Annotated in this window: 25 protein-coding genes; 19 read left to right on the top strand and 6 right to left on the bottom strand. The window is 60.2% G+C overall.

The genetic code is table 11. The features are described 5' to 3' along the window. The first annotated feature begins 67 nt into the window (after positions 1 to 67). Positions 68 to 1351, top strand: coding sequence for an MFS transporter (locus AC1RQB_RS16240; protein ID WP_185022051.1), 1284 nt, complete (start codon positions 68 to 70; stop codon positions 1349 to 1351). A 119-nt stretch (positions 1352 to 1470) separates the two neighbouring features. After that, positions 1471 to 2712 carry an OprD family porin gene (locus AC1RQB_RS16235; protein WP_063341229.1) on the top strand — a complete coding sequence of 414 codons (1242 nt, stop codon included), beginning with the start codon at positions 1471 to 1473 and terminating at the stop codon, positions 2710 to 2712. A 63-nt stretch (positions 2713 to 2775) separates the two neighbouring features. Here AC1RQB_RS16235 and AC1RQB_RS16230 read toward each other — a convergent pair whose 3' ends face one another. The 3 genes from AC1RQB_RS16230 to AC1RQB_RS16220 all read right to left on the bottom strand — a co-directional run bounded on the left by AC1RQB_RS16230 (position 2776) and on the right by AC1RQB_RS16220 (position 4905). Next, positions 2776 to 3414 carry a LysE family translocator gene (locus AC1RQB_RS16230; RefSeq protein WP_008070204.1) on the bottom strand — a complete coding sequence of 213 codons (639 nt, stop codon included), beginning with the start codon at positions 3412 to 3414 and terminating at the stop codon, positions 2776 to 2778. 1 nt (position 3415) lies between these two features. Next, on the bottom strand, positions 3416 to 4186 hold the full coding sequence (locus AC1RQB_RS16225; protein WP_008070203.1) for a 2OG-Fe(II) oxygenase: 771 nt from the start codon (positions 4184 to 4186) through the stop codon (positions 3416 to 3418). A gap of 92 nt (positions 4187 to 4278) precedes the next feature. Continuing rightward, entirely contained in the window at positions 4279 to 4905 is a 627-nt protein-coding gene (locus AC1RQB_RS16220; protein WP_063341228.1) for an alanyl-tRNA editing protein, read from the bottom strand. Between the two features lie 90 nt (positions 4906 to 4995). On the opposite strand from AC1RQB_RS16220, the gene AC1RQB_RS16215 reads away from it, so the two are divergent. Continuing rightward, a complete protein-coding gene (locus tag AC1RQB_RS16215; RefSeq protein ID WP_063341227.1) occupies positions 4996 to 5994 on the top strand; it encodes a LysR family transcriptional regulator in 999 nt (332 codons plus the stop codon). 196 nt (positions 5995 to 6190) lie between these two features. Here AC1RQB_RS16215 and AC1RQB_RS16210 read toward each other — a convergent pair whose 3' ends face one another. Together AC1RQB_RS16210 and AC1RQB_RS16205 are read right to left on the bottom strand one after the other, a co-directional pair. After that, positions 6191 to 6598, bottom strand: a complete 408-nt coding sequence (locus AC1RQB_RS16210; RefSeq protein ID WP_007905217.1) for a PA2817 family protein — start codon at positions 6596 to 6598, stop codon at positions 6191 to 6193. Between the two features lie 100 nt (positions 6599 to 6698). Beyond that, positions 6699 to 9146, bottom strand: coding sequence for an acyl-CoA dehydrogenase (locus AC1RQB_RS16205; RefSeq protein ID WP_207267256.1), 2448 nt, complete (start codon positions 9144 to 9146; stop codon positions 6699 to 6701). 248 nt (positions 9147 to 9394) lie between these two features. Here AC1RQB_RS16205 and AC1RQB_RS16200 point away from each other — a divergent pair, with 248 nt between their 5' ends. The 4 genes from AC1RQB_RS16200 (at position 9395) to AC1RQB_RS16185 (ending at position 12562) form a co-directional block, all read left to right on the top strand. Next, entirely contained in the window at positions 9395 to 10054 is a 660-nt protein-coding gene (locus AC1RQB_RS16200; protein ID WP_063341226.1) for a transglutaminase-like domain-containing protein, read from the top strand. A 43-nt stretch (positions 10055 to 10097) separates the two neighbouring features. Next, complete coding sequence (locus tag AC1RQB_RS16195; RefSeq protein ID WP_063341225.1) at positions 10098 to 10721, top strand: glutathione S-transferase family protein; 624 nt, start codon at positions 10098 to 10100, stop codon at positions 10719 to 10721. Positions 10722 to 10853: 132 nt separating this feature from the next. Next, positions 10854 to 11786 (top strand): ABC transporter ATP-binding protein, encoded by a 933-nt coding sequence (locus tag AC1RQB_RS16190; protein ID WP_007905222.1) that lies wholly within the window; start codon positions 10854 to 10856, stop codon positions 11784 to 11786. Beyond that, entirely contained in the window at positions 11783 to 12562 is a 780-nt protein-coding gene (locus tag AC1RQB_RS16185; protein WP_008070196.1) for an ABC transporter permease, read from the top strand. Before AC1RQB_RS16190 ends, AC1RQB_RS16185 begins: the two co-directional genes overlap by 4 nt. A gap of 1281 nt (positions 12563 to 13843) precedes the next feature. Here AC1RQB_RS16185 and AC1RQB_RS16180 read toward each other — a convergent pair. After that, complete coding sequence (locus tag AC1RQB_RS16180; protein ID WP_008067743.1) at positions 13844 to 14359, bottom strand: DUF2062 domain-containing protein; 516 nt, start codon at positions 14357 to 14359, stop codon at positions 13844 to 13846. 136 nt (positions 14360 to 14495) lie between these two features. Here AC1RQB_RS16180 and AC1RQB_RS16175 point away from each other — a divergent pair, with 136 nt between their 5' ends. The 12 genes from AC1RQB_RS16175 (at position 14496) to AC1RQB_RS16120 (ending at position 25946) form a co-directional block, all read left to right on the top strand. Continuing rightward, positions 14496 to 16730 carry a DNA internalization-related competence protein ComEC/Rec2 gene (locus tag AC1RQB_RS16175; RefSeq protein ID WP_063341223.1) on the top strand — a complete coding sequence of 745 codons (2235 nt, stop codon included), beginning with the start codon at positions 14496 to 14498 and terminating at the stop codon, positions 16728 to 16730. 96 nt (positions 16731 to 16826) lie between these two features. Then, positions 16827 to 17462, top strand: coding sequence for a MotA/TolQ/ExbB proton channel family protein (locus AC1RQB_RS16170; protein WP_008067747.1), 636 nt, complete (start codon positions 16827 to 16829; stop codon positions 17460 to 17462). Beyond that, positions 17459 to 17887: an ExbD/TolR family protein gene (locus AC1RQB_RS16165; RefSeq protein WP_007904055.1), complete on the top strand. Its 429-nt coding sequence runs from the start codon at positions 17459 to 17461 to the stop codon at positions 17885 to 17887. Before AC1RQB_RS16170 ends, AC1RQB_RS16165 begins: the two co-directional genes overlap by 4 nt. Further along, positions 17887 to 18897: a tetraacyldisaccharide 4'-kinase gene (lpxK, locus tag AC1RQB_RS16160; protein WP_008067749.1), complete on the top strand. Its 1011-nt coding sequence runs from the start codon at positions 17887 to 17889 to the stop codon at positions 18895 to 18897. The genes AC1RQB_RS16165 and lpxK overlap by 1 nt, the downstream gene beginning before the upstream one ends. Before the next feature lie 25 nt (positions 18898 to 18922). Further along, positions 18923 to 19108, top strand: a complete 186-nt coding sequence (locus tag AC1RQB_RS16155; protein ID WP_003179363.1) for a Trm112 family protein — start codon at positions 18923 to 18925, stop codon at positions 19106 to 19108. After that, on the top strand, positions 19105 to 19869 hold the full coding sequence (gene kdsB / locus AC1RQB_RS16150) for a 3-deoxy-manno-octulosonate cytidylyltransferase (RefSeq protein ID WP_063341222.1): 765 nt from the start codon (positions 19105 to 19107) through the stop codon (positions 19867 to 19869). The genes AC1RQB_RS16155 and kdsB overlap by 4 nt, the downstream gene beginning before the upstream one ends. Further along, positions 19869 to 20333 (top strand): low molecular weight protein-tyrosine-phosphatase, encoded by a 465-nt coding sequence (locus AC1RQB_RS16145; protein WP_007904041.1) that lies wholly within the window; start codon positions 19869 to 19871, stop codon positions 20331 to 20333. The genes kdsB and AC1RQB_RS16145 overlap by 1 nt, the downstream gene beginning before the upstream one ends. Then, a complete protein-coding gene (murB, locus tag AC1RQB_RS16140) occupies positions 20330 to 21349 on the top strand; it encodes a UDP-N-acetylmuramate dehydrogenase (RefSeq protein WP_063341221.1) in 1020 nt (339 codons plus the stop codon). The genes AC1RQB_RS16145 and murB overlap by 4 nt, the downstream gene beginning before the upstream one ends. Positions 21350 to 21581: 232 nt before the next feature. Then, entirely contained in the window at positions 21582 to 22055 is a 474-nt protein-coding gene (locus AC1RQB_RS16135; protein ID WP_063341220.1) for a (2Fe-2S)-binding protein, read from the top strand. Beyond that, positions 22052 to 24373, top strand: coding sequence for a xanthine dehydrogenase family protein molybdopterin-binding subunit (locus AC1RQB_RS16130; RefSeq protein ID WP_063341219.1), 2322 nt, complete (start codon positions 22052 to 22054; stop codon positions 24371 to 24373). The genes AC1RQB_RS16135 and AC1RQB_RS16130 overlap by 4 nt, the downstream gene beginning before the upstream one ends. Then, positions 24373 to 25356 (top strand): XdhC family protein, encoded by a 984-nt coding sequence (locus AC1RQB_RS16125; RefSeq protein WP_063341218.1) that lies wholly within the window; start codon positions 24373 to 24375, stop codon positions 25354 to 25356. Before AC1RQB_RS16130 ends, AC1RQB_RS16125 begins: the two co-directional genes overlap by 1 nt. Further along, positions 25353 to 25946 carry a nucleotidyltransferase family protein gene (locus AC1RQB_RS16120; RefSeq protein WP_063341217.1) on the top strand — a complete coding sequence of 198 codons (594 nt, stop codon included), beginning with the start codon at positions 25353 to 25355 and terminating at the stop codon, positions 25944 to 25946. The genes AC1RQB_RS16125 and AC1RQB_RS16120 overlap by 4 nt, the downstream gene beginning before the upstream one ends. Positions 25947 to 25974 lie beyond the last annotated feature (28 nt).

Here is a 25974-nt window from a genome sequence, read left to right as displayed (position 1 = left end):
ACAAAAAAATAATGAGGCGTGTCCGTCATCTTCGCTTGCTGCCGCAGGAACTCCCATGGAAAAGACCATGACTGACCACGTGCTTTCAGGTTCGGGCCGCACCGGCCCGTTCAGTTGGTACGGCCCCCTGTCGAAAAATGAAAAGCGTACCTTCTGGAGTTGCAAGATCGGCTATGCCCTGGATGGCATGGACACACAGATGCTGAGTTTCGTCATTCCGACCCTCATCGCCACCTGGGGCATCTCCAAGGGCGATGCCGGGATGATCGGCACCTGCACGCTGCTGGCCTCGGCGGCGGGTGGCTGGATCGCCGGAATACTGTCTGACCGCATCGGTCGGGTGCGCACCTTGCAACTGACGGTGCTGTGGTTCGCCTTCTTCACTTTCCTCTGCGGGCTGGCACAGAACTACGAGCAACTGCTGGTGGCCCGGACTTTGATGGGCTTTGGTTTCGGTGGTGAATGGACAGCGGGTGCGGTGCTGATTGGCGAGGTGATTCGTTCCAAGGATCGCGGCAAGGCAGTGGGCATGGTGCAGGCCGGATGGGCGCTGGGGTGGGGGCTGACGGCATTGCTCTATGCCGGATTATTCAGCTTTCTGCCACCAGAAGAGGCCTGGCGGGCGCTGTTCATGATCGGGTTGGTGCCAGCGCTATTCGTATTGGTGATCCGCCGGCTGGTCAAGGAGTCGGACACTTTCGAGCAGGCCTGCATTGAGCGCAAGGCCAAGCCTGAAAAGGATTCGCGTTGGGCCTTCTTCGAAATTTTCGCGCCTCGGATGCTTAGTACCACCTTGCGCGCTTCGTTGCTGACCACTGGCGCGCTGGGCGGTTATTACGCGATCACCACCTGGTTGCCGACCTACCTGAAAACCGAGCGAGGCCTGAGCGTGCTCGGCACTGGCGGCTATCTGGCGATGGTGATCGTCGGCTCCTACATTGGGTATGTGACCAGTGCATTGCTGACCGATGCCATCGGCCGAAAGAAGAACTTCATCCTGTTTGCCGTCGGCTCCATGGCGATCGTTCTGGCCTACACCCAACTGCCCATCGACAACACCTGGATGCTCTGGCTGGGCTTTCCGTTGGGTTTCTTCGCTTCGGGCATTTTTGCCGGCATGGGCGCTTTTCTGACCGAGTTGTTTCCGACCCGCATGCGCGGTTCGGGCCAGGGCTTTTGCTATAACGCCGGGCGTTCCATTGCGGCGCTGTTTCCGTTGTTCATCGGTGCGCTGAGCGAAACGTTGCCGATTGGTACGGGGATCGGAATCTTCGCTGCCGGTGCCTACGGCGTGGTGATTCTGGCCGCGTTAAGCCTGCCGGAAACCCGCGGTCGCCAACTCGAATCCTGAACCCCGACACGTCTGGGCCATTGTGCCCAGACGTCGCTGATCCATTGCTAATCGACAAACATCGGCCGCGATCGCAACGCCCCCGAGAGGGCTCGCTCGCGCCCGTAACAGGAGCAGGCATGAACTATTCGCTTTCCACCCAACGGTTGTACCTCCCGGTCGGCACATTGCTCGGGTTGAGCTTGCTCGGCGCACCGGCCGCTCAGGCGGATTTCATTACCGACAGTAAAGGCAGCCTGGAAGCACGCAACTTTTACTTCAATCGCGATTTCCGCCAGGAAGGCTCGCGAGACAAAGCCGAGGAATGGGCACAGGGTTTTCTGTTGCGGATGGAGTCCGGGTATACCGCTGGCACGCTGGGGTTTGGTCTGGATGCGCTGGGCATGGCCGGTTTTAAACTGGACTCCGGCGGCGGCACGGCGGGCACCAATCTGTTGCCGCCGGATTCGTCGGGCGGCTCGCAGGATCGCTATGGCGAGTTGGGCCTGACCGCCAAAGTGCGTTTATCCAAGAGCACCCTGAAGCTGGGGACGTTGCAGATCAAGGATCCGGTGGTGAACTCCAACGACACTCGCCTGTTGCCGTCAACTTTCAAGGGCGGCCTGGTCAATGTGCAGGAAATCGACCGTTTGAAGCTCACCGCCGGTCAACTCACGCAGATCAATTTTGTCGATTCCACTGACTATCAGGACATGACCGCCAATCGCATCGGCGGGCAAAGCGACAAATTCCAGTTCGCCGGGGCTGACTATCAATTCCTGCCGAACCTGACAGCGCAGTACCGCTACGGCAAGCTGGAAAATATCTACCAGCAAAACTACCTCGGATTGGTCCACCTGTTGGATCTGGGGGGCGGCCAGTCGCTCAAGAGCGACGTGCGCTATGCGCGCAGCATCGAAGATGGCAACTTCCGTGACCTCGATAACCAGGCTTTTGGTGCGATGTTTACCTACAGTCGCGGCGGTCACGCGCTGGGCTTCGGCTACCAGCGCATGAGCGGCGATGATCCGTTTCCGTACATCGGCCGCAGCGATCCGTACCTGGTCAACTTCGTGCAGATCAATGACTTCGCCAACGTTGACGAACACTCTTGGCAAACGCGCTACGACTATAACTTCGCCGCATTGGGTGTGCCGGGGTTGAGCTTTATGACCCGCTATATCTCGGGCGATAACGTGCAGCGCAGTGCCGCGGGTGAAGGCAAGGAGTGGGAGCGCGACACCGATATCGCTTACGTGGTGCAGGACGGTACGTTGAAAGGCTTGGGCTTTAAATGGCGCAACGCGTCGGTGCGTTCGAACTTTGGCAATGATCTGGATGAGAATCGCTTGATCGTCAGCTATACCTTGGCGCTTTGGTAAGTGTCTGGGTTATCGAGGAAATGATATCGACGGCCCGCCAGTCAGACTGGCGGGCCGTTTGTTTTACATCGACAGAATCAACCGGCCAGCGAACAGAATCAGGATCACCCCCATGGTTCGTTCGAACCAGTGCCCCATGCGCATGAACAGCAACCGTACCCGGGCGCTGGAAAAAAACAGCGCCACGATCACGAACCACAAGGCATTCACGAAACACATCCACAGGCCGTACAGCGCCTGAATCTGCAGCGGTGTCGTGGCACTGATGATGGTCGTGAAGATTGCCAGAAAGAACAGGGTGGCCTTGGGGTTGGTGGCGTTGGTCAGAAACCCCGTGCTGAAGGCCTTGAACAAGGTCTGCCGTTCAGCTGACGTTTCTGCGCCCTTGTCACCTTCAATCGCTGATTTGGGTTTGCTGCGTATCAGGCTCACGCCGAGGTACAAAATGTAGGCACCCCCCACAACCTTGGCCACCGTCAACAACCAGGGCGTGGTGTGCATCAGCGCACCGACGCCGAGCAAGGTGTAAAGCACATGCACGGAAATGCCCGCGCCGATGCCCAGGGCTGTGCAAATCCCCACTAAGCGACCGAAACGCACGCTTTGGCGGATGGTCACGGCAAAATCCGGTCCGGGGGCGACCACGGCCAGAAAGTGGATGGTTGCCAGCGCCAGAAACTCGCCCAGGTAATTCGAAAACATCTCAGCTCCAGAAAGTCAGGGGTGAAGCATTGCCGCGATAGCCGACAAAGAAGGAAAGGCTCAATCGCGGGTCGTCCACCCCCGGGGTCACCGAGTGCATGCAGCGCGAATTGAACATGATGAAATCACCCGGCTCAGGACGAATCTCCAGGGTCGGAGGGCCTAGCAATGCCGGGTCGATGCCGTAACTGTCGCCACGCATTTCGTCGAACTGGTCTGGAGAAATGTCGTGGTCCCACATCTGCAATGCGCCGCCCTCGGTCGGCATGTTCAGGTAGACGTTGCAGGCGAACTGCGCTTCCAGGCTTCTGGCCTGGAAGCTGTCCGGGGCGTCCTTGGCGAAAATGTCGTGATGGGCGAGGAAGCACACCCCGGGCTTCACGACCCGGGACAGGCCCACATACATCTTGCGGCCATACAGATTTTCCAGGTGCGCCCCCGCCGGCCAGGACTCGTCGAGCATGCAGCGCAACGTGTCGACAGGAGAGGAGTAGGGCGCACAACGGCTGCGCAATTCGGCGATGTTGCTGGTGGCGCGCTCGAAGTAATCCTCGATCAGCAGCGGCTGGTTTTCCGCTTCATAAAACGCCATGCCAATACGACCGATGCTCGGCGCGTTGATGTAGCCTTCGAAGCCGGGGGCGAGGATCTTGTCGCCGATCTGGATCGCCAGCGGCCCAGGCAACAAGCCTTTGACGCGAATGGCGAGGACTTCTTCATTGGCCAGTTTTTGTATGCACGTCTCATCGAGACGCTCGACGTCAAGCATCATGTCTTTAGGTCCATCTATCGATAGTCAACAGAGCCCGCGAACGCAGACTCCCCCGGCGTCAGGCGATGACGGGGCCGACATCGCCCAAATGTTCAGTCCACGCTGTAGTGGACTGACAGCGTTCCCTTTTTCTGTGAAAGGGAAGCGATCGTGACCGTGCCCAAATCCTTCAGGCTCCGTACATGGGTGCCGCCGCAACCGTAGGCGGGCAGTTCACCGAAACCGATTTCCCGGGCGCCTTCGCGCAACGACGTCAGGCGCGGCAGGTCATGGGCGATCCATTGCTTGATGCCGTGCTGAATCGTCTGCGCATCGACCTCCTGCGCGCTATCACCCGGTTTGAACTGAACGCGTCCTTCATCGGGCCAGTGATGAGCCTTGATCGGCATCCAGCCCATCGCCTGGACGAAGTGACCAATCAGGTGCCCCGCCGAATGCATGCGCGTATTGAACTGACGGCGTTGCTCGTCGACCCGAATCTGGGTCATGCCGAGTTTTACCGGGTGGTCGACGAAATGGATGATCCGGTCCGGATCCTGAACCACGCGCAGCACCTGGCTTTCACCGATCCAGCCGGTATCCCAGGGTTGCCCACCGCCTTGGGGGTGAAACAGTGTGGCGCGCAGCACTACTGCGAATTCGTTCTCGTAGGGCGTGCAATCCAGGACTTCCACATTGGCCTTGAGGTCATCACTATGGAAAAAGAGGCGAAGCGTCATATTCCATGCCCTTATTAAAGTTTCTATTTTTATTATATGAACCGTGGAATTGCGTGATAATCCGTTCAATCATCAAAGGACTGTTGCGCTGTGAGCATAAATCTTCCCCTGCCGCTGCTCGGTGAAATGGCGATTTTCGTCAAGGTTGTCGAGACCGGCAGTTTCTCCGAAGCGGCACGCCAATTAGGTTCTTCCCCCTCGGCGGTAAGTCGCAGCATTTCGCGGCTGGAGAAGGCACTCGCCACGCGGCTGCTGCAGCGAACCACGCGCAAGCTGCGCCTGAGTGACGGTGGCGAGGAGGTGTTCAAGCGTTGCCAGGAGATGGTCAGCGCGGCGAAGTCGGTGATGGAAATCAGCGGTCAGTTCACCCATGAGGCGGAAGGGCTGGTGCGTGTCAGCGTGCCCAAGGCCGTCGGGCGATTCGTGATTCATCCGCACATGCCCGAATTTCTGCGGCGCTATCCCAAAGTGAATGTGGAGTTGTTGCTCGAGGACCGTCAGGTGGATTTGATCGACGACAACGTCGATCTGGCGATCCGTATTACCGACCGCCCGCCCGCGGGGCTGGTGGGGCGGCAGTTGCTGACCATCGATCATCTACTCTGTGCAACGCCGCAGTACCTGGCCGAACACGGCACCCCGACTCATCCCCACGACTTGCTCAACCACAGCTGTATCTATCTGGGGGAAACCCCGAGCGATGCGCGCTGGAAATTCAAGAAAGGCAGCAAAGCCGTGACTGTCGGCGTGCGCGGCCGTTATGCCGCCAATCACACGGGCGTGCGACTGGGCGCGGTATTGCAACACATTGGAATCGGCAGCCTGCCGTACTTCACCGCCCGTTATGCGCTGGAACAAGGGCTGATCGTGCAGGTTTTGCCGGACTGGACTTTTCTGGCGTCCTACCACGGAGGCGCCTGGCTGCTGCATTCGCCCACCCGCTATCTACCGCCCAAGTTACGGGTGCTCATCGACTACCTGGTGGAGTGTCTGGAGAAGGAACCGACCTTGAGCAGGCCGGACAAGCCGGGTGCGTTGGGCAAGGTCGCGGCAGAGTATGAGTTGCCCGAGAGTGATGGGTTGCTCTGAAGAGCCCTTTCGCGAGCAAGCCCGCTCCCACAGTGGATTTCTCTCGTACACAGAATCTGTGTCCACTGAAGATCAAATGTGGGAGCGGGCTTGCTCGCGAAGACGGCAGCCCAAACACCACATCACTCGGCAAATGCCACAAAAAAAAGGCCCGCATGAATAACCATGCGGGCCTTTGCATTTGCTGACAGTGGGATCAGTGCTTGCTGTCCTGGTTCGACATCGCCAGTAGCTGTTTTTCCTGATTCCAGTCGAACGGTTCGTCGTTCTGTTCGGCTTCGAAGCGACGTTCTTCAAGGGCCTGGTACAGGTCGATTTCATCATCGGGCATGTAATGCAGGCAGTCGCCGGCGAAGTACCACAGCAGGTCGCGCGGGACCAGGTGGGCGATTTGCGGGTAGCGAGTGATCACCTGACACAGGATGTCCTGGCCCAGGTATTGGCTTTCGATCGGGTCGACCGGCAGCAATGCACGCAGTTCGTCGAAGCGCTCCAGGAACAAGGCATGGCTTTCTTCGGGAACCTGTTCGGCCTCACCTACAGCGACCAGGATGCTGCGCAGGTGGTCGAGCAAGACGAGATGATCGGCAACGACATTGGACACGAGATAAGTCCTCAAGAGCAAAACGGGCGCAGGAGTATAAAGCTCCTGAGCCCCTTTTCACATATTAAAGAGCCCCATGCAAGACACAGGGTCCGCCGGATCAGCGGACCTTGCCTTTGGCCAATACCAACTCCTTTGGATCGAAATCATCGACATCGATCACCTTGCGTCGCGCCGCTTCTGCCTCGCGCAAGGTCTGGGCTTCAAGTGGTTGCAAGACACCAGCCTCCAGGGCGGCATCGATGGCCGATTCTCCGATGGTGGGTTTGACCTGGCGACTTCTCAGTGCGGTATTGAGTTTTTTCTGTAGCGGCTTGGCAGCGTTCAACAAGTCGCAGGCGTGCTGCAGGGCGCCGACCGAATCCTCTGGCGATTGCGGGCGATAGCAGCCGCCCAGTAACTCCTCAAGGGTTGGGTCGCCCTTGGCGCGGCCGGTGACGGCTGCAACTTCGGCCGCCAGCTTGTCCGACGGGCCTCTGTGGCGACGACCGAACGGGAACACCATCACCCGCAGCAGGCATCCAAGTACCTTGTTCGGGAAGTTGGTCAGCAGTTCGTCCAGCGCACGTTCGGACTGGCCGAGGCTCTCTTCCATGGCCCAGGCGACTAGCGGACGCATATGCTCCGGCGAATCGAGATCGTGATAACGCTTGAGTGCGCCGGAGGCCAGATACAGGTAGCTGAGTACATCGCCCAGACGTGCGGACAGCCGTTCGCGGCGTTTCAGTTCGCCGCCCAGCAGCATCATGCTCAGGTCTGCAAGCAGCGCAAAGGCCGCGGCTTGACGGTTGAGGGCACGGAAATAGCCTTGGCTGAGCTTGTCCCCGGGCATGTGTTCAAAATGCCCGAGGCCGAGGTTCAGCACCAGCGTGCTGGCGGCGTTGCTCACGGCAAAACCAATGTGGTCGAGCAGCAGTGCGTCGAACTCGATCAGTGCCTGTTGTTTGTCTTCGCGGTGGGCGAGGGCCATTTCCTTGAGCACGAACGGATGGCAGCGAATAGCGCCCTGGCCGAAGATCATCAAATTGCGTGTGAGGATGTTCGCACCTTCGACCGTGACGGAAATGGGCGCACCTTGCCAGCTACGCGCCAGGTAGTTGTTCGGGCCCATGATGATGGCCCTGCCGCCGTGAACATCCATGGCGTGGCTGATGCATTCGCGGCCGCGTTCGGAGAGGTGGTATTTGATAATGGCCGAAGGTACCGACGGCTTTTCACCGAGATCGACCGCGTTGGCGGTGAGCATCCGTGCGCTGTCCATCAGCCAGGTACTGCCGCCGATCCGCGCCAGTGCTTCCTGAATCCCTTCGAAGGCTGACAGCGGTGCGTTGAATTGTTCGCGAACCTGCGCGTATTGGCCCGTCACCAGACTGGTGAACTTGCCCGCAGCGGTACCGATGGCAGGCAGCGAAATGGAACGCCCGACCGACAGGCAGTTCATCAGCATCATCCAGCCCTCGCCGAGCATCTCCTGACCGCCAATGATGAATTCCAGCGGTACGAATACATCCTTGCCGGAGTTCGGGCCGTTCATGAATGAGGCGCCCAGCGGCAGGTGACGCCGACCTATTTCTACACCGGGGGTCTGGGTTGGAATCAAGGCGAGACTGATCCCCAGGTCGACTTTGTCGCCCAGTAAATGGTCCGGGTCATAAGCCTTGAACGCCAGGCCGATCAAGGTCGCCACCGGGCCGAGGGTGATGTAGCGTTTTTCCCAGTTCAGACGCAGGCCGAGGGTTTCCTTGCCTTCCCATTCACCTTTGCAGATCACCCCGGTGTCGGTCATCCCGCCGACGTTGGAGCCCGCCATCGGGCCTGTCAGGGCAAAGCAGGGGATATCGTCGCCGCGTGCCAGCCGTGGCAGGTAGTGATTGCGTTGTTCGTCGGTGCCGTAATGCAGCAGCAGTTCCGCCGGGCCGAGGGAATTGGGCACCATGACGGTCGAGGCCAGGTCGCCGCTGCGGGTGGCCAGTTTCATCGCTACCTGGGAGTGCGCATAAGCCGAGAAGCCTTTGCCACCGTATTCCTTGGGGATGATCAGGGCAAAAAAGCCATGTTGTTTAATGTGATCCCAAGCCTTGGGCGGCAGATCCATCAACTGGCTGATCTGCCAATCGCTGACCATGGCGCAGAGCTCTTCGGTCGGGCCATCGATGAACGCTTGTTCCTCTTCGCTCAGCTGCGCTTTTGGATAGGCCAGCAGCTTGTTCCAGTCCGGGCGGCCGTTGAACAACTCGCCGTCCCACCAGACCGTGCCAGCTTCAATGGCTTCACGTTCGGTTTGCGACATCGGCGGCAGGTTTTTTTGAAACCAGCCAAATATTGGCGCCGTGAAGAGTTTTCGGCGTAGATCCGGCAGCAACAGGAAAGCGGCCACGACTGCGAGCAGCACCCAGAAAATCAGCATGAGCCAGACGGGGGCATGGCTGAAGATGCCCATCGCCAGCAGATAGGCCGCAATGATGCCCAAGGCGGGCAGAGGCGCGGTGCGGCGATGTGCCAGGTAGGCAATCCCGACCACCAGAACCAGTATCCACAACAGCAACATATTCAATTCTCCATGAAGCCAGGGGCAAAACCACTTTCAGAGCTTAGACGGCATCCATAAAAGTGGGGGGCCAGAGCATGAGTCTGAGCGTGTAGGAAGCAACGGCTGAAATTCGTCAGTTATTTCGAGGGCGGACGGTTAAGCGCTGTTATCGACAGCGCGGTAAACGCTGATCTTTGGCCGAAACGTCGTTATCTCTGTGCTGAAGGTGTCGCTAGACTCGTGGCTTCCCCCTGGAGATTGTTGCCATGCATGCGTATCTGAGCCCCGGCCGCTTCATCGACAGTGACCATCCCTCGGTGATGGCGTTCGCCGAAAAACATCGTGGCGCCGGGCGCGATCCGCTCGAACAGGCGATCAATCTCTATTACGCGGTGCGCGAGGCCGTACGCTACAACCCTTACACCTTCAGCCGCGACCCAGAAACCTTGCGCGGCAGCTATGCGCTGGCGGCGGGGGAGAGTTATTGCGTGCCCAAAGCCACGCTGTTGGCAGGTGTAGCCCGGCATTGCGGGATCCCGGCGCGTATCGGTCTGGCAGATGTGCGTAATCATCTGTCGACGCCTCGTCTGCTCGAACTGCTCAAAAGCGATGTGTTCGCCATGCACGGCTACACCGAGTTATATCTGAACGATCGTTGGGTCAAAGCCACGCCGGCTTTCAATCAACAACTCTGCGAACTGTTCAATGTCGCGCCGCTGGAGTTCGACGGGATCAATGACAGTGTGTTCCACCCCTACAACCGTGACGGCGAGCAGTTGATGGAATATCTGATCGATCACGGCCAGTTCACCGATGTGCCGGAAGCGTTCTTTTTCGAACACCTGGAAAAGTGCTATCCGCATCTGTTCGGCGAGCAATTGCCGGTGCTGCTGGGGGATATGCAGAGCGATTTGAGTCGCGCCTGATCCGGCGTATGCTGCCTGCGCATTCATCCAAAAAGGGGCGGTCATGCTGAAGATCTGGGGTCGGAAAAATTCGTCGAATGTCAGGAAGCCATTGTGGGCGGCCGAAGAACTGGGCCTGGCCTATGAAGCCATCGATGCCGGTGGCGCCTTTGGTGTAGTCGACACGCCTGAGTACCGCGCGATGAATCCCAACGGCCGCGTGCCGGTGATCGAAGACGACGGTTTTGTGCTGTGGGAATCCAACACCATCGTCCGTTACCTGATGGCCCGTCATGCCAGCGGTACTGCCTGGTATCCGACAGACCTGCAAGCCCGAGCCTCTGCCGAAAAGTGGATGGACTGGACCACCTCAAGTTTTGCCGCCCCGTTCCGCACGGTGTTCTGGGGCGTGTTGCGCACCCCGGAAGACCAGCAGGACTGGCCGGCCATCAAGGCTGCGATCAAGGAGTGCGACGATCTGCTGTCGATGGCCGATCAAGCGCTGGCGGCCAAACCGTATCTGTCGGGCGATGAGATCGGCATGGGCGACATTCCCCTGGGCAGTTTCATTTATGCCTGGTTCGAGATGCCGATCGAGCGCGCGCCGCAGCCTCATCTCCAAGCCTGGTATACGCGATTGAAACAGCGTCCGGCCTATCAGAAGGCGGTCATGACCGCGTTGACTTAATACTCACTATCGACACACTTGACTGTACTTGTGCGGCAGCGACAAGCACCATTGCGCTCATGCGCCGCGGTTGTATTGCTCGCCGCCCGCCCTTATTTATTCCTTTCTTCCCTTCTTGGTGCGTAATCCGATATGAGTTCCGCTCTGTCCATCCGGCAGCTAACCAAAACCTACGGCAACGGTTTCCAGGCCTTGAGTGGTATCGATCTGGACGTCGCCGAAGGTGACTTTTTCGCCTTGCTCGGCCCCAACGGCGCCGGCAAATCCACGACCATCGGCATTCTCTCGACCCTGGTGAACAAGACCAGCGGGACGGTGAATATCTTCGGTCACGACCTGGACAAGAATCCTGCGCAGCTCAAGCGCTCCATTGGTGTGGTGCCCCAGGAATTCAATTTCAACCAGTTCGAAAAGACGTTCGATATTGTCGTGACCCAGGCCGGTTACTACGGCATCCCGGCGAAAATCGCCAAGGAACGTGCCGAGCAGTACCTGACCCAACTGGGCCTATGGGACAAGCGCGATGTGCCGTCGCGCTCTCTGTCCGGTGGCATGAAGCGCCGACTGATGATCGCCCGAGCGCTGGTTCACGAACCGCGACTGCTGATCCTCGACGAACCGACGGCGGGGGTGGACATCGAATTGCGTCGCTCGATGTGGACTTTCCTCACCGAGCTGAACAAGAAAGGCATCACCATCATCCTCACCACCCACTATCTGGAAGAGGCTGAGCAGTTGTGCCGAAACATTGGCATCATCGACCACGGCACCATTGTCGAGAACACCAGCATGAAGCAGTTGCTCAGCCAACTGCATGTCGAAACCTTCCTGCTGGATTTGAAGAACACCTTGCAAGTGGTCCCGCAGTTGCTCGGTTACCCGGCCAAACTGATCGACAGTCATACCCTGGAAGTCCAGGTCGACAAGGCCATGGGCATTACCGCGCTGTTCACCCAATTGGCGCAGCAGAACATCGAAGTGTTGAGCCTGCGTAACAAAACCAATCGCCTCGAGGAGTTGTTCGTGTCCCTGGTGGAGAAAAATCTGTCGAAGGTGGCGGTATGAGTTCCGAGCTGCAACCTAACCTCGTTGCCCTCAATACCATCGTCTACCGTGAGGTCAGGCGCTTCACCCGGATCTGGCCGCAGACCCTGCTGCCGCCGGCCATCACCATGGTTTTGTACTTCGTGATCTTCGGCAACCTGATCGGTCGGCAGATCGGCGACATGGGTGGTTTCACCTACATGGAGTACATCGTGCCGGGGCTGATCATGATGTCGGTGATCACCAACTCCTACGGCAACGTGGTGTCGAGTTTCTTTGGCAGCAAGTTCCAGCGTTCCATCGAAGAATTGATGGTGTCGCCGGTGTCGCCGCATACGATTCTGATTGGCTACACCTTGGGCGGCGTGCTGCGCGGGTTGATGGTCGGGATCATCGTGACCCTGCTGTCGTTGTTCTTCACTCAATTGCAGGTGCATCACCTGGGCGTGACCGTTCTGGTGGTGGTGCTGACGGCGACGATTTTCTCGCTGCTGGGTTTCATCAACGCGGTATTTGCGCGCAACTTCGATGATATCTCGATCATCCCGACGTTCGTACTGACGCCGTTGACCTACCTGGGCGGGGTGTTCTACTCGATCAGCTTGCTGCCACCGTTCTGGCAGACCGTGTCGCTGGCCAACCCGGTGCTGCACATGGTCAACGCTTTCCGTTACGGCATCCTCGGTGTGTCGGATATCCGGATCAGCGTGGCGATCACCTTCATGCTGATAGCGACCGTTGTGCTGTATATCGGTTGTGCGCGGTTGCTGGTGAGTGGGCGCGGGATGCGTACCTGATCTATACCGTGGCGGGCAAGCCTCGCTCCTAAAGGTCTTGTAGGAGCGAGGCTTGCCCGCGAAGGCTGGGTGTCAGGCGATGTGGTTTTTGATGGTGTACATATCCATTACTGCGGTAACGGCGGCTAACGGTTCCGCTCTTACAGCGGGTCACTTTGGAAAAGCGCCAAAGTAACCAAAGCGCTTCTGCCCCTGTCGTTCGGTGCCTCGCCCAGGCTCGGCATGCCCTCGCTCCGGTCCTGCTCCGTGGGCCCGCCGCGATCGGCCATCCATGGCCGTGCGCGGCTAACCCGGCATCCATGCCGGGTTGCCCACTGCGCAGAACCTCCACTCAGCCTCTCGAGGGGGCGGTGCGTCAAAATCAAAAGCTGCAGGCGAGCTAACGCTCGGCCTGTTGAGTGGTGAAAAGCGCCGTGGTACGCCGCTCCGTTGTGGGAGCTGGCTTGCCTGCGAAGGGGGCCTGACAGCCGATCAATCTCTTGCAGATGTACATCATCCCTGTGGGAGCTGGCTTGCCTGCGAAGGCGGCCTGACAGCCGACCAGTCTCTTGCAGATGTACATGATCCCTGTGGGAGCTGGCTTGCCTGCGAAGGGGGCCTGACAGCCGACCAATCTCTTGCAGATGTACATGATCCCTGTGGGAGCTGGCTTGCCTGCGAAGGCGGCCTGACAGCCGATCAGTCTCTTGCAGATGTACATGATCCCTGTGGGAGCTGGCTTGCCTGCGATGGCGACCTGACAGCCGACCAGTCTCTTGCGGATGCACATCATCCCCTGTGGGAGCTGGCTTGCCTGCGATGGCGGCCTGTCAACCGACCAATCTTCCCCGGATGTACCCAGTCCAATTGTGGGAGCGAGCCTGCTCGCGAAGCTGTTGATCTTGCCGTTGCCGTTGCCGTTGCCGTTGCCGTTGCTTTGGCTTTTGATCTTGATCTGCCGCCCCTTTCCCAGAGGCCGAACGCAGGCATTGCGTAGGGGGCACCGCGGCAAGGATGCCGCGGTAGCCGCCCCCGGCCATGGATGGCCGATGGCGGCGGGCCCCCGGAGCAATGCCTTCGTTATGGCATGCCGAGCCTAAGCGAGGCACCGAATGGCGGGGCAAAAAGCGCTTTGGTTACTTTCGCGCTTTTCGAAAGTGACTCGCTGTAAAAACGAAACCACCAGCCGCCGTGACCGCAGAAACGGATATGTACGCAACCAAAGAGCCGCCGTCACCGCGACAATGGATATGTCCCCGACCAATAAAAAACGGCCTCCCAAGCGGAGGCCGTTTTACATTCTCACATTCGACTTTTCTTACGCCGCTTCCACTGCCGCCCAACCCACCAGCGCCAATACATCATCACCAGACAATAAGCGAGGGCACCCAGCACCAACCCCGTCACCACCGAACCAAGCAAGAACGGTTGCCACAGGCTCGAGAGTTCGCCGCTGATCCATTCCCAGGTCAGCTCATCCGGCAGGCTGCGGGCGGGGACGTCCATCAGCCAGGCGCCGGTCTGGTAAGTACAGAAGAACACCGCCGGCATGGTGATCGGGTTGGTCAGCCAGACCAGGCTGACGGCAATCGGCATGTTGCCGCGCACCACAATGGCAAGGATGGCCGCTAACAGCATCTGCAACGGGACGGGCAGGAATGCCGCGAACAGACCGACCGCCATGGCCCGCGCGACGGAGTGGCGATTGAGGTGCCAGAGGTTCGGGTCATGCAGCAGGGTGCCGAGAAAGCGTAAGGATTTGTGTTCCCTGATGCTGGTCGGGTCTGGCATGTAACGTTTGAATAAGCGCCGGGGCATAAGGCTTCTCGGTCGGTTCAGGCGGCAAGTATGTCTGGATTCTACGAACCGCCCATTCAGACTTTGTGACAATTGATAACGACGTACGTGCGGCGCACCGGCTAAGCCTAGGGAGGGGACTCTCAAGGACGGGCTTATGCGCACAGGGATGATGGCGCTGGCGTTGGGTTTGCTGGCGCTGCGTTTTTTACCGGTATTACCGCCGGCAGGGTTGTGGTTGTTGTTGCCGGTAGTGGGTTTGATGTTGCTGCCGTTTCGCACCTTCCCCCTGGCGTTCTTGCTATTTGGTTTCAGTTGGGCGGGCGTGAATGCACAGTGGGTGCTGAATGATCGCCTGGCAGCGACGCTCGATGGCGAGACTCGCTGGCTCGAAGGTCGTGTGACCGGATTACCGCAGCAGGCCGAGGGCGTAGTGCGTTTCGAACTGACGGAAAGTCAGTCGCGTCGCACCAGACTGCCTCGGCACTTGCGTCTGGCCTGGTATGGCGGGCCGCCCGTCAACAGCGGCGAGCATTGGCGGCTGGCGGTCAAATTGAAGCGTCCTGCCGGGTTGCTCAACCCGCATGGGTTCGATTACGACGCCTGGTTGTTGGCCCGGCACATCGGCGCCACCGGGACCGTCAAGGATGGCCAGCGACTGATGGACGCGCAATGGGCCTGGCGCGACGGCATCCGTCAGCGTTTGCAGGCGGTGGATGCCCAGGGACGAACGGGTGCGCTGACGGCGTTGGTGCTGGGGGATGGCGCCGGGTTGAGTCGTGAGGACTGGCAGGTGCTGCAAGACACCGGCACCGTGCATTTGTTGGTGATTTCCGGGCAGCACATTGGTTTGCTGGCGGGAGTGGTGTATCTGCTGATTGCCGGGTTGGCGCGTTATGGTTTGTGGCCCAAGCGCTTGCCGTGGCTGCCATGGGCATGCGGACTGGCGTTCGCGGCGGCGCTCGGTTATGGGTTGCTGGTCGGCTTCGAGGTGCCGGTGCGGCGGGCCTGCCTGATGATCGGTCTGGTGCTGTTGTGGCGACTACGGTTTCGTCACCTTGGCGCATGGTGGCCGCTGTTGCTGGCGCTTGATGGAGTTTTGCTGCTGGACCCGCTGGCGAGCCTGCAACCGGGTTTCTGGTTGTCCTTTGCGGCGGTCGCGGTGCTGATTTTCACCTTTGGCGGGCGATTGGGGGCGTGGCGCTGGTGGCAAACCTGGACCCGCGCTCAATGGCTGATCGCGATCGGTCTGTGCCCGCTGCTGTTGGTGTTGGGGTTGCCGATCAGTCTCAGCGGGCCGCTGGCCAATTTGCTGGCGGTGCCCTGGGTCAGTCTGGTTGTCCTGCCGCCGGCCTTGCTTGGGACGATGTTGTTGCCCGTTCCTTATGTGGGCGAAGGATTGCTGTGGTTGGCCGGCGGTCTGATCGATCTTTTGTTCAAGGGGTTGGCGTTGATCGCCGGGCAATTACCCGCGTGGGTTCCGGTGGCAGTCCCGTTGTGGGTATGGGCGCTCGGCACGCTAGGCGCCTTTCTGCTGTTACTGCCGCGAGGCGTGCCGTTGCGCCCGTTGGGCTGGCCGATGCTGCTGTTACTGGTTTTTTCGCCCCGGCACACGTTGCCTGAAGGCATGGCCGAGGTCTGGCAACTGGATGTCGGTCAGGGTTTGGCAATCCTGGTGCGTACCCGCCATCACACCTTGCTGTATGACGCAGGCCCACGGTTCGGCGATATCGATCTGGGTGAGCGGGTGGTGTTGCCGTCATTGCACAAACTGGGTGTGAACGGGCTCGATCTGATGCTGATCAGTCATGCCGACGCCGATCACGCCGGCGGTGCGCGAGCAATTGCCAATGGAATACCGGTGAAGCAAATACTGAGCGGCGATCACCAGGCCCTGCCAGACGAACTGCACGCCGAGAGCTGCGAGAGCGGTCGGCAATGGGCCTGGGACGATGTGAAGTTTCAGCTCTGGCAGTGGCCGTCTGCCATCGACAGCAATCAGAAGTCCTGTGTGCTGCAGATCGAAGCCAATGGCGAGCGGTTGCTGCTGACTGGCGATATCGATAGCGCGGCCGAGCGGGCGCTGCTCGACGGTCCATTGGCGGTGCCGACGGATTGGTTGCAGGCCCCACACCATGGCAGTCGCAGTTCATCTTCGATGGCGTTGCTCAGCGCATTGCAACCCAACGCGGTGCTGATCTCCCGTGGCAACGGCAATTCTTTCGGCCACCCCCATCCCACGGTCGTGGCGCGGTATCAAAAACGCGGTGTGGCGATCTACGACAGCGCCGAGCAAGGTGCCATTCGTCTGCAACTGGGACGCTTCAAGCCGCCGTGGACGATGCTTCAAGAACGGCGCTTCTGGCGCGATCCGCCACCATCCAGCCAGTAACCCGAACTGTCGAAGCCCGACCGGATACGACATCGCGGTCTTCGGTGCGTCCACCCCCTATGTTAGAGTGGCGCACTTTTCGAGGGGACTGTCACTGTGTGGGAATTGGTCAAATCCGGCGGCTGGATGATGCTGCCGATCATTCTGAGTTCCATCGCCGCCATGGCGATCGTTGCCGAGCGTCTCTGGACCCTGCGTGCCAGCCGCGTGACCCCGGAGCACTTGCTCGGGCAGGTCTGGGTCTGGATCAAGGACAAACAACTCAATAAGGAAAAACTCAAGGAACTGCGTGCCAACTCTCCGTTGGGCGAGATCCTGGCCGCCGGTCTGGCGAACTCCAGGCATGGTCGCGAGATCATGAAAGAGTGCATCGAAGAGGCCGCTGCGCGGGTGATTCACGAGCTCGAACGCTACATCAATGCCCTCGGCACCATTGCTGCCATGGCCCCGTTGCTGGGTCTGCTGGGTACGGTGCTGGGCATGATCGATATTTTCAGTGCATTCATGGGCACGGGCATGGGCACCAACGCCTCGGTACTGGCCGGTGGTATTTCCAAGGCGCTGATCACCACCGCTGCAGGCCTGATGGTCGGTATTCCGGCCGTGTTCTTCCACCGCTTCCTGCAACGCCGCATAGATGAGCTGGTGGTAGGCATGGAGCAGGAAGCGATCAAGCTGGTTGAGGTGGTGCAGGGTGACCGCGACGTGGATCTGGCTGAGGGTAAAGCGTGAAATTCCGTCGTAAACCACGGGAAACGATAGACATCAACCTCGCGTCGTTGATCGACGTGGTGTTCATCCTGCTGCTGTTTTTCGTTGTAACCACCACCTTCACCCGTGAAACCCAGTTGCGCGTCGACCTGCCGGAAGCGGTCAGCGGTTCCCCGGCCGAAGACCAGCAGGCCAAGCAACTGGACATCGCTATCAGCGCTGAAGGGGTGTTCTCGGTCAACAACCAGTTGTTGCCCAAGAATGACCTGACCAGCCTGATGGAAGCGCTCCAGAAAGAATCCAATGGCGATACCAACCTGCCGTTGTCCATCAGCGCTGATGGCAAGACCCCCCACCAGTCCGTCATCACCGCAATGGACGCTGCCGGCAAACTCGGTTTCAGTCACTTGCGCATGACCACTGTCGAGGCGGCGCCGGCATCCTGATGGCCATGTCCGATCGATTGCTCGCTGCGTGGTACGAAGGCCATCCGGCGCTGAAGCTGCTGCAGCCTCTGGAATGGCTGTATCGGCGTGTGGTCATCGGCAAGCGCGAGCGCTTTCTGGCGGGTGAGGGCGAGATCTATCAGCCGCCGGTGCCGTTGATCGTGGTCGGTAACATCACGGTGGGCGGCACCGGCAAGACGCCGCTGATTCTATGGATGATCCAGCATTGCCAGCGCAACGGTTTGCGCGTTGGCGTCGTCAGCCGTGGTTACGGCGCCAAACCCGCGCAATTGCCGTGGCGGGTCGAGGCGGATCAAGGCGCGGACGTGGCGGGCGATGAGCCATTGCTGATCGTCCAGCGCACCGGCGTGCCTCTGATGATCGATCCGGACCGCAGCCGCGCAGTCAAAGCCTTGCTGGCGAGCGAGCCGCTGGACCTGATCCTCTCCGACGACGGCATGCAGCATTATCGGCTGGCCCGGCATCTGGAACTGGTGCTGATCGATGCCGCCCGGGGGCTGGGCAACCAGCGTTGCCTGCCGGCCGGGCCGTTGCGCGAACCGATCGAGCGTCTGCAAAGCGTCGATGCGGTGCTTTACAACGGTGCCACGGCCGACCGCATCGACGGTTTTGCCTTCCAGCTGCAACCCACGGCACTGGTGAACCTGCAAAGCGGCGAACGCCGGCCCCTTGACCACTTCCCCTCAGGCCAGGCTATTCACGCCGTGGCCGGGATCGGCAATCCCCAGCGTTTCTTCACGACCCTCGAAACGCTACACTGGCGGCCAGTGCCGCATGCATTTGCCGACCACGCCGAGTACAGCGTGCAGGCCTTGAATTTCACACCGTCATTGCCAGTGGTGATGACGGAAAAGGACGCGGTGAAGTGCCGTGCCTTCGCCGCCGCCGATTGGTGGTACCTGGCGGTCGATGCTGCGCCATCGCCGGCCTTCGTGGCCTGGTTCGATACGCAGCTGATGCGCCTGTTGCCGGCTCGTCTTTTGCCTTAAATCCGTTTCTATCCAGGGAATGTTCATGGACACCAAATTGCTCGATATCCTCGCTTGCCCGGTCTGCAAAGGCCCGCTCAAGCTCAGCGCCGACAAAACCGAGCTGATCAGCAAGGGCGCCGGCCTCGCCTACCCGATTCGCGACGGCATCCCGGTGATGCTCGAAAGCGAAGCGCGCACCCTGACCACCGACGAGCGTCTGGATAAATGACCACAGCCTTTACCGTTGTCATTCCATCGCGCTATGCCTCCACCCGTCTGCCGGGCAAACCCCTGCTGCTGATCGCCGGCAAGCCGATGATCCAGCACGTCTGGGAACAAGCGAGCAAAAGCAGTGCCCAGCAAGTGGTCGTTGCCACTGACGATGCGCGCATTGTCGAGGCCTGCAAAAGCTTTGGTGCCGACGTGGTGCTGACGCGCGAAGACCATAATTCCGGCACCGACCGTCTGGCCGAAGTCGCGGCGAAACTGGGCCTGGCCCCGGACGCCATTGTGGTCAACGTTCAGGGTGACGAGCCGTTGATTCCGCCGAGCGTGATCGATCAGGTCGCCGCCAACCTGGCCGCCCACACCGAAGCGCGCATGGCCACCCTGTCCGAGCCGATCGAAGACGTGGAAACCTTGTTCAACCCCAACGTGGTCAAGGTGGTCAGCGACCTCAATGGCTTGGCGCTGACGTTCAGTCGTGCCACTTTGCCGTGGGCTCGCGACGCGTTCGCCAAGAGCCGCGAGCAATTGCCGGAAGGCGTGCCGTATCGCCGCCACATCGGCATTTATGCCTATCGCGCCGGTTTCCTGCAGGACTTCGTCATCTGGGGCCCGTGCTGGCTGGAAAACACCGAGTCTCTGGAGCAACTGCGGGCGCTCTGGCACGGTGTGCGGATTCACGTCGCCGATGCGCTGATCGCACCGCCTACCGGTGTCGATACCATTGAAGACCTCGAGCGCGTTCGTCGCTTGCTGGAGGCCTGATGCGGGTTCTGTTCGTCTGCCTGGGCAACATCTGCCGTTCGCCCACGGCCGAAGGCGTATTGCGGCACAAACTGCGTGAGGCGGGGCTGGCCGATCAAGTCGAAGTGGCCTCCGCCGGCACCGGTGACTGGCACGTCGGCAAGCCCCCGGACAAGCGCAGCCAGGCCGCGGCGAAACTGCGCGGCTACGACCTGTCCGCCCAGCGCGCTCAGCAAGTGACCCGCGCCGATTTCGCCACCTACGACCTGATTCTGGCGATGGACAACAGCAATCTGCGCCACCTCAAGGCCCTGCAACCGGCCAAGGGCAAGGCCGAGCTGGACCTGTTCCTTCGTCGCTACCAGTCGGAAATCGATGAAGTGCCGGACCCTTATCACGACAGCGACCAGGGCTTCGAGCTGGTACTGGACCTGATCGAGCGCGCCAGCGATTTGCTGGTGATCGAATTGAAGGGACGGCTATGAGTTTGCAGCTTCAACCCCAGGTTTCGCTCAAGCCGTACAACAGCTTTGGTGTGGACGTTCAGGCCCGGCTGTTTGCCGAGGCGCATAGCGATACTGACGTGCGCGAAGCCCTGGCCTATGGGTTGGAACATGATGTGCCCGTGCTGGTGATCGGCGGCGGCAGCAATTTGCTGCTGACTGCTGATGTGCAGGCGCTGGTACTGCGCATGGCTACACGCGGGATTCGCATCCTCAGTGATGACGGCAGCAAGGTCGTGATTGAAGCCGAGGCCGGCGAGCCTTGGCATCCGTTTGTGCAGCACACCTTGGCGCAAGGGCTGTCGGGGCTGGAAAACCTCAGCTTGATCCCCGGCACTGTCGGTGCGGCACCGATGCAGAACATCGGCGCTTACGGCGTCGAAATCAAAGACGTGTTTGCCGGCCTGACGGCCCTCGATCGCCAGACCGGCGAGCTGCGCGACTTCTCGCTGGCCGAGTGCAACTTCGCCTACCGCGACAGCCTGTTCAAACAGGAACCGGGGCGGTGGTTGATCCTGCGCGTTCGTTTTGCCCTGGATCACGCCGCACACCTGCATCTGGAGTACGGCCCGGTGCGTCAGCGCCTGACTGAACAGGGTATCGATCACCCGACGGCCACCGATGTCAGCCAGGCCATTTGCAGCATTCGCAACGAAAAGCTCCCGGACCCGGCGGTGCTCGGCAATGCCGGCAGCTTCTTCAAGAACCCCTTGGTGCCGGCGACATTAGTGGCGCAACTCAAGGAGCAATACCCGGAGCTGGTGGCTTACGCGCAACCCGACGGGCAAATGAAACTGGCGGCGGGCTGGCTGATCGAACGGGCCGGCTGGAAAGGCTTTCGCGACGGTGATGCCGGTGTACACAAATTACAGGCACTGGTGCTGGTCAATTACGGCGGCGCAACAGGCCAGCAATTGCTGAACCTGGCGCAACGTATTCAGAAAGATATTTCGGAGCGATTCAAGGTCGACCTGGAAATGGAACCCAATCAGTATTGAGGCTACGCTTTCAGGCTGATTCCAAAGCCCTGCACATCTTCAATGTGCAGGGCTTTTTTGTTAATGCTCAGTTAACTTAGCCACCTAACGATGCAAGCATTTGCTCCACCAAAGGCCCGATGCAGACGTTGTCGTCCGCGTAAGAGAGCCCATTAGCCTGAGTCGATCTGCGTGAAGGAACCGGCGACAGATTGCTCGACCCCATAACCTCTATAACTATGCGGGCGTGCCCATGAATACTCTGATTCTCAACGGTCAACCTTACAAAATGGATGTAGCGGACGAGATGCCACTGCTGTGGGCCATTCGCGATGTGGCGGGGGGCCATCCCGGCACGAAGTTCGGCTGCGGCATGGGTCTGTGCGGCGCCTGTACGATTCATGTCGACGGCCAGCCCGCACGGGCGTGCATCACGCCCATCAGTTCCGTGACCGGGCAAAATGTCACTACCATAGATGAGCTGCACAACGACCCGGTTGGCAAAATCGTCCAGCAAGCCTGGCTCGACAGCGCCGTGGCCCAGTGCGGTTACTGCCAGGGCGGGCAGATCATGTCCGCCACCGCGCTGCTGAAAACCAATCCGAACCCCAGCGACGAGCAGATTGAAGAGGCAATGGTCGGTAACATTTGCCGTTGCGGCACCTACAACCGGATCAAGACCGCCATCCGCCAGGCCTCCAATCACCTGAAGGAGGCCAAGGCATGAGCCGGTTACCGAATGATTTTGCGCTGAGCAACCTCAGCCGCCGTGGTTTCCTCAAAGGCGTGGGCGCCACCAGTGCGCTGGTGCTGGCAGCCAGCTGGGGTTGGCAGGACGCGCTCGCCGCCGAAAAAGACAAGAAGTTCGGCGCCGACGGCATGCCCAATGGCTGGATCGATGATCCTAAGGTTTATGTCAGCATCGCCGCCGATGGCAGCGTGACCGTGGTCTGCAACCGCTCGGAAATGGGCCAGGGCGTGCGCACCAGCCTGAGCATGGTGGTGGCCGATGAACTGGACGCCGACTGGGCGCTGGTCAAAGTGCAACAGGCCCCGGGCGACGAAGTGCGTTTCGGTAACCAGGACACTGACGGTTCGCGCAGCATGCGTCACTGGTACGAGCCGATGCGCCGTTGCGGTGCTGCCGCGCGGACCATGCTTGAGCAAGCCGCCGCCGCGCAGTGGAAAGTGCCGGTCAGCGAGTGTCGTGCGCAAATGCATAAAGTCATTCACAAACCGACTGGTCGTGAACTGGGCTACGGCGCATTGGCCGCTGCTGCCGGGGCACTGGCGGTACCGGCCCGCGACAGCCTGCGGCTCAAGCAGCCATCGGAATTCCGTTACATCGGCAAGGAAGGCACCAAAGCCATCGACGGTGCGGACATCGTCAACGGCCGGGCAGTCTACGGCGCCGATGTGCATTTCGACGGCATGCTTTTCGCCACCATCGCGCGTCCAGCGGTCTACGGTGGCAAGGTCAAATCCTTCGATGCCAGCGCCGCGATGAAAGTCCCGGGCGTAATCAAGGTTCTGCAAATCGAAAGCCGGCCATTGCCGTCCGAATTTCAGCCTCTGGGCGGCGTGGCCGTGGTGGCCAGCAATACCTGGGCAGCGATCAAGGGCCGCGAAGCGCTGAAAATCGAGTGGGATGACGGCCCCAACGCCAGTTATGACTCAATCGCCTACCGCAAGGAACTCGAAGCCGCGTCGCTCAAACCCGGCAAAGTGGTGCGCAATACCGGCAGCATCGACCAGGCCATGAGCAGCGCCGACAGCACCCTCGAAGCCTCTTACTACCTGCCGCACCTGGCGCAATCGCCAATGGAACCGATGGTCGCCATCGCCCGCTTCAAGGACGGCGTGTGCGAAGCCTGGGCCCCAAGCCAGGCCCCGCAAGTCACCCGCGAACGGATCGGCGAGCGCCTCGGCATTCCATTCGATAACGTCACGTTCAACGTCACCTTGCTCGGCGGCGGTTTCGGTCGCAAATCCAAGCCAGACTTCGTCGTTGAAGCGGCGATCCTGGCCAAGGAGTTCCCGGGTAAGGCTGTGCGGGTGCAATGGACCCGTGAAGACGACATCCACAACTCCTATTTCCACACCGTGTCTGCCGAATACCTGAAGGCCAGCCTGAACAAGGACGGCCTGCCGTCCGGATGGTTGCACCGCACGGTGGCGCCGAGTATCACCGCACTGTTCGCGCCGGGCATGAACCATGAGGCGGCTTTCGAACTGGGCATGGGCTTTACCAACATGGCTTATGCGATTCCCAACGTGCGCCTGGAAAACCCTGAAGCGACAGTCCATACCCGGGTCGGCTGGTATCGCTCGGTGTCGAACATTCCCCACGGCTTTGCGATTCAGAGCTTTGTCGATGAACTGGCCCACAAGGCTGGCCAGGATCCACTCAAGTACCAGATCAAATTGCTCGGCCCGGACCGTCAGATCGATCCGCGCACCTTGAGTGAAGAGTGGAACTACGGCGAATCTCCCGAGCGTTATCCAATCGACACTGCACGGATGCGCACCGTACTGGAAACCGCCGCCAAAGCGGCCGGTTGGGGCCGTGAGTTGCCCAAGGGCCGAGGTCTGGGCCTGGCGGTGCACTATAGTTTTGTCACTTATGTGGCGGCGGTGATCGAGGTGGAAGTCAAAGACGATGGCACGCTGATCGTGCACAAGGCAGACATCGCCGTGGATTGCGGCCCGCAGATCAACCCCGAGCGGATTCGCTCGCAGTTCGAAGGTGCCTGCGTCATGGGGCTGGGCAACGCGGCGCTGGGGGAAATCAGCTTCAAGGACGGCAAGGTCCAGCAGGACAATTTCCACATGTACGAAGTGGCCCGCATGTCTCTAGCGCCGAAAAAAGTCGCCGTGCATCTGGTCACGCCACCGGGCGATGTGCCGTTGGGCGGAGTCGGTGAGCCGGGCGTGCCGCCGATCGCGCCAGCGCTGTGCAACGCAATCTTCGCCGCCACCGGCAAGCGCATCCGCAATCTGCCGGTACGCTATCAGCTGCAAGGCTGGCAGAAGGCGCAAGCCTGATGGACAGCGTCGATCTGAACGTCCTGCGCAGCGTGCTGCAATGGCGTCGCGCCGGTCAGCGGGTGATGTTGTACAGCGTGGTCCAGACCTGGGGCACTGCGCCCCGGGCACCTGGCGCCATGCTGGCCTTGCGTGAAGACGGCGTGGTGATTGGCTCGGTGTCCGGTGGCTGCGTCGAGGATGATCTGATTGCCCGGCTGCACGATGGCCGTATTCCGGCCGATGGGCCGCCGGTGCAGTTAATTACCTACGGCGTCACCCGTGAGGAGGCCGCACGGTTTGGTTTGCCGTGCGGCGGCACGTTGCGCCTGACCGAGGAGCGCGTCGGCGATCCGGCGTGGGTTGCCGAATTGCTGACGCGCTGCGAGGCCCATGAAATCGTTGCGCGTGAGCTGAACCTGGCGACCGGTGAAGTGATTCTGCAGCCAGCGAGCAAGACTGATGTGCTGGTGTTTGACGGACAGACCTTGCGCGCCATTTATGGTCCGCGCTGGCGGCTGTTGCTGATCGGCGCCGGCCAACTGTCGCGCTACGTTGCCGAGATGGCGCGGCTGCTGGATTTCGAAGTGCTGATCTGCGATCCGCGCACCGAGTTCGTCTATGGCTGGGAAGAGCAACATGGTCGCTTCGTCCCGGGCATGCCCGACGAAGCGGTGCTGACCATCCAGACCGACGAGCGCACAGCCATTGTCGCGCTGACCCACGACCCACGCCTGGATGACATGGCGCTGCTCACGGCGCTGGACTCCAAGGCGTTTTATGTCGGTGCGCTGGGTTCGCGGGTCAATAGCCAGAAGCGCCGGGACAACCTGGCTCAGCTAGGCTTGTCACAACAGGCCATCGAGCGCTTGCACGGCCCGATCGGTTTGCACATCGGCAGCCATACACCGGCGGAAATCGCCTTGTCGCTGCTGGCCGAAATTGTGGCGATCAAGAACGGCGTCGAGCTGAAACAGAAGAGGCCGTTGCAGGAGGGCGTATGAGCGACTCCATCGGCGTTATCGTTCTGGCCGCAGGGCAGGGCAGTCGGTTTCGACAGGTGGCGGGTGACGATAAGGACAAGCTGCTAGTGGACTGCACCGCTCGTGACGGCGTCACCGTGCATTCGGTGATCGAGCAGGTGCTGGTGAATCTGCCGGCCACGCTGGAGAAGCGCGTACTGGTGACCACCGCGGATCGCCCACAAGTGATTCGCATGGCTCAGGCCTATGGCTGCGAGATTGTGCGGATCGAGTCGACCGGTCTGGGCGACAGCATTGCGGCGGGTGTGGCGGCGTGCTCACAACTCGCTGGCTGGCTCATCGTGCTGGGGGATATGCCGTTTATCCTGCCGTCCAGTATTGAGCGGGTTGTCGCGAATATTGCCGATGATGCGATCAGCGTGCCGGTACATGAGGGTCAATATGGGCATCCGGTGGGGTTCGGGCGAAGCTTCGGTCCAGGGTTGATGGCGTTGACCGGTGATCACGGCGCCAAGTCGCTGTTCGCGCAGGCGAGGGTGGTTGAGGTGGCGGTGGAGGATCCCGGGGTGTTGTGGGATGTGGATGTGCCTGAGGCGTTGATCTTCGCTTGATGGATGATCGTTCCCACGCTCTGCGTGG

It is taken from the genome of Pseudomonas sp. GW822-FHT02E03, from assembly GCF_058802325.1.
The sequence above is the reverse complement of the archived record's forward strand: the minus strand, read 5'-3'. Positions and strand labels throughout refer to the sequence as shown.

What these genes read in the sequence shown, in the direction of transcription:
- AC1RQB_RS16240 (WP_185022051.1), top strand. Translation starts at nt 68, where the DNA reads ATGACTGACCACGTGCTTTCAGGTTCGGGCCGCACCGGCCCGTTCAGT.
- AC1RQB_RS16235 (WP_063341229.1), top strand. Translation starts at nt 1,471, where the DNA reads ATGAACTATTCGCTTTCCACCCAACGGTTGTACCTCCCGGTCGGCACA.
- AC1RQB_RS16230 (WP_008070204.1), bottom strand. Translation starts at nt 3,414, where the DNA reads ATGTTTTCGAATTACCTGGGCGAGTTTCTGGCGCTGGCAACCATCCAC.
- AC1RQB_RS16225 (WP_008070203.1), bottom strand. Translation starts at nt 4,186, where the DNA reads ATGATGCTTGACGTCGAGCGTCTCGATGAGACGTGCATACAAAAACTG.
- AC1RQB_RS16220 (WP_063341228.1), bottom strand. Translation starts at nt 4,905, where the DNA reads ATGACGCTTCGCCTCTTTTTCCATAGTGATGACCTCAAGGCCAATGTG.
- AC1RQB_RS16205 (WP_207267256.1), bottom strand. Translation starts at nt 9,146, where the DNA reads ATGTTGCTGTTGTGGATACTGGTTCTGGTGGTCGGGATTGCCTACCTG.
- AC1RQB_RS16200 (WP_063341226.1), top strand. Translation starts at nt 9,395, where the DNA reads ATGCATGCGTATCTGAGCCCCGGCCGCTTCATCGACAGTGACCATCCC.
- AC1RQB_RS16195 (WP_063341225.1), top strand. Translation starts at nt 10,098, where the DNA reads ATGCTGAAGATCTGGGGTCGGAAAAATTCGTCGAATGTCAGGAAGCCA.
- AC1RQB_RS16190 (WP_007905222.1), top strand. Translation starts at nt 10,854, where the DNA reads ATGAGTTCCGCTCTGTCCATCCGGCAGCTAACCAAAACCTACGGCAAC.
- AC1RQB_RS16185 (WP_008070196.1), top strand. Translation starts at nt 11,783, where the DNA reads ATGAGTTCCGAGCTGCAACCTAACCTCGTTGCCCTCAATACCATCGTC.
- AC1RQB_RS16180 (WP_008067743.1), bottom strand. Translation starts at nt 14,359, where the DNA reads ATGCCCCGGCGCTTATTCAAACGTTACATGCCAGACCCGACCAGCATC.
- AC1RQB_RS16175 (WP_063341223.1), top strand. Translation starts at nt 14,496, where the DNA reads ATGCGCACAGGGATGATGGCGCTGGCGTTGGGTTTGCTGGCGCTGCGT.
- lpxK (WP_008067749.1), top strand. Translation starts at nt 17,887, where the DNA reads ATGGCCATGTCCGATCGATTGCTCGCTGCGTGGTACGAAGGCCATCCG.
- AC1RQB_RS16155 (WP_003179363.1), top strand. Translation starts at nt 18,923, where the DNA reads ATGGACACCAAATTGCTCGATATCCTCGCTTGCCCGGTCTGCAAAGGC.
- kdsB (WP_063341222.1), top strand. Translation starts at nt 19,105, where the DNA reads ATGACCACAGCCTTTACCGTTGTCATTCCATCGCGCTATGCCTCCACC.
- AC1RQB_RS16145 (WP_007904041.1), top strand. Translation starts at nt 19,869, where the DNA reads ATGCGGGTTCTGTTCGTCTGCCTGGGCAACATCTGCCGTTCGCCCACG.
- murB (WP_063341221.1), top strand. Translation starts at nt 20,330, where the DNA reads ATGAGTTTGCAGCTTCAACCCCAGGTTTCGCTCAAGCCGTACAACAGC.
- AC1RQB_RS16135 (WP_063341220.1), top strand. Translation starts at nt 21,582, where the DNA reads ATGAATACTCTGATTCTCAACGGTCAACCTTACAAAATGGATGTAGCG.
- AC1RQB_RS16130 (WP_063341219.1), top strand. Translation starts at nt 22,052, where the DNA reads ATGAGCCGGTTACCGAATGATTTTGCGCTGAGCAACCTCAGCCGCCGT.
- AC1RQB_RS16125 (WP_063341218.1), top strand. Translation starts at nt 24,373, where the DNA reads ATGGACAGCGTCGATCTGAACGTCCTGCGCAGCGTGCTGCAATGGCGT.
- AC1RQB_RS16120 (WP_063341217.1), top strand. Translation starts at nt 25,353, where the DNA reads ATGAGCGACTCCATCGGCGTTATCGTTCTGGCCGCAGGGCAGGGCAGT.